Annotated in this window: 1 tRNA gene and 2 rRNA genes (1 of these 3 cut by a window edge); all 3 read left to right on the forward strand. The window is 50.9% G+C overall.

What is annotated here, in order from left to right:
• Positions 1 to 1,278, forward strand: a 16S ribosomal RNA gene (locus I580_RS16355); the annotation flags it as partial.
• 83 nt (positions 1,279 to 1,361) lie between these two features.
• Positions 1,362 to 1,434: transfer RNA gene (locus tag I580_RS16360), tRNA-Ala, on the forward strand.
• 186 nt (positions 1,435 to 1,620) lie between these two features.
• Positions 1,621 to 2,500, forward strand: a 23S ribosomal RNA gene (locus tag I580_RS16365) (it continues 2,032 nt past the right edge of the window).

Genomic DNA, 2,500 nt, shown 5'->3' on the forward strand with positions numbered 1-2,500 from the left:
GCTCACCAAGGCCATGATGCATAGCCGACCTGAGAGGGTGATCGGCCACACTGGGACTGAGACACGGCCCAGACTCCTACGGGAGGCAGCAGTAGGGAATCTTCGGCAATGGACGAAAGTCTGACCGAGCAACGCCGCGTGAGTGAAGAAGGTTTTCGGATCGTAAAACTCTGTTGTTAGAGAAGAACAAGTAGGAGAGTAACTGCTCTTACCTTGACGGTATCTAACCAGAAAGCCACGGCTAACTACGTGCCAGCAGCCGCGGTAATACGTAGGTGGCAAGCGTTGTCCGGATTTATTGGGCGTAAAGCGAGCGCAGGCGGTTTCTTAAGTCTGATGTGAAAGCCCCCGGCTCAACCGGGGAGGGTCATTGGAAACTGGGAGACTTGAGTGCAGAAGAGGAGAGTGGAATTCCATGTGTAGCGGTGAAATGCGTAGATATATGGAGGAACACCAGTGGCGAAGGCGACTCTCTGGTCTGTAACTGACGCTGAGGCTCGAAAGCGTGGGGAGCAAACAGGATTAGATACCCTGGTAGTCCACGCCGTAAACGATGAGTGCTAAGTGTTGGAGGGTTTCCGCCCTTCAGTGCTGCAGCTAACGCATTAAGCACTCCGCCTGGGGAGTACGACCGCAAGGTTGAAACTCAAAGGAATTGACGGGGGCCCGCACAAGCGGTGGAGCATGTGGTTTAATTCGAAGCAACGCGAAGAACCTTACCAGGTCTTGACATCCTTTGACCACTCGAGAGATCGAGCTTTCCCTTCGGGGACAAAGTGACAGGTGGTGCATGGTTGTCGTCAGCTCGTGTCGTGAGATGTTGGGTTAAGTCCCGCAACGAGCGCAACCCTTATTGTTAGTTGCCATCATTCAGTTGGGCACTCTAGCGAGACTGCCGGTGACAAACCGGAGGAAGGTGGGGATGACGTCAAATCATCATGCCCCTTATGACCTGGGCTACACACGTGCTACAATGGGAAGTACAACGAGTCGCTAGGCCGCGAGGTCATGCAAATCTCTTAAAGCTTCTCTCAGTTCGGATTGTAGGCTGCAACTCGCCTACATGAAGCCGGAATCGCTAGTAATCGCGGATCAGCACGCCGCGGTGAATACGTTCCCGGGCCTTGTACACACCGCCCGTCACACCACGAAAGTTTGTAACACCCGAAGTCGGTGAGGTAACCCTTGTGGAGCCAGCCGCCTAAGGTGGGATAGATGATTGGGGTGAAGTCGTAACAAGGTAGCCGTATCGGAAGGTGCGGCTGGATCACCTCCTTTCTAAGGAATATTACGGAAACTTACACATTCGTCGACACTTTGTTCAGTTTTGAGAGGTTTACTCTCAAGTAAATAAGTAGTATGGGGCCTTAGCTCAGCTGGGAGAGCGCCTGCTTTGCACGCAGGAGGTCAGCGGTTCGATCCCGCTAGGCTCCATTAGTAACCAAAGGTTACTAGTATTGTTCATTGAAAACTGGATATTGAAGTAAAAAAGTAATCAAAACAAACCGAGAACACCGCGTTGAATGAGTTTTTTAATTAAAATTGTTCGAAGCTTATTTTATTGGTCACGCCTCTATCGCTAGAGAAACGAACCAAACAAAACCGATCGTAAGATCGTAAGGTTAAGTGAATAAGGGCGCACGGTGGATGCCTTGGCATTAGGAGCCGATGAAGGACGGGACTAACACCGATATGCTTTGGGGAGCTGTAAGTGAGCTATGATCCAGAGATTTCCGAATGGGGAAACCCAGCATCTTTTATAGGATGTTACTTTCCAGTGAATACATAGCTGGTTAGAGGTAGACGCAGAGAACTGAAACATCTAAGTACCTGCAGGAAGAGAAAGAAAATTCGATTCCCTGAGTAGCGGCGAGCGAAACGGGAAGAGCCCAAACCAACAAGCTTGCTTGTTGGGGTTGTAGGACTCCGTTATGGTAGTCTGTCAAGATAGTCGAAGAACTTGGAAAGGTTCGCCAAAGTGGGTAATAGCCCCGTAGACGAAATGTTGGCAACACCTAGGAGGATCCTGAGTACGGCGGAACACGAGAAATTCCGTCGGAATCCGCGGGGACCATCCCGCAAGGCTAAATACTCCCTAATGACCGATAGTGAACCAGTACCGTGAGGGAAAGGTGAAAAGCACCCCGGAAGGGGAGTGAAATAGATCCTGAAACCGTGTGCCTACAACAAGTCAAAGCCCGTTAATGGGTGATGGCGTGCCTTTTGTAGAATGAACCGGCGAGTTACGATTGCATGCGAGGTTAAGGTGAAGAGCCGGAGCCGCAGCGAAAGCGAGTCTGAATAGGGCGAATGAGTATGTAGTCGTAGACCCGAAACCATGTGATCTACCCATGGCCAGGTTGAAGGTGTGGTAAAACGCACTGGAGGACCGAACCCACGTACGTTGAAAAGTGCGGGGATGAGCTGTGGGTAGCGGAGAAATTCCAAACGAACTTGGAGATAGCTGGTTCTCTCCGAAATAGCTTTAGGGCTAGCCTCG

Source organism: Enterococcus caccae ATCC BAA-1240 (assembly GCF_000407145.1).
Lineage (GTDB): Bacteria > Bacillota > Bacilli > Lactobacillales > Enterococcaceae > Enterococcus_L > Enterococcus_L caccae.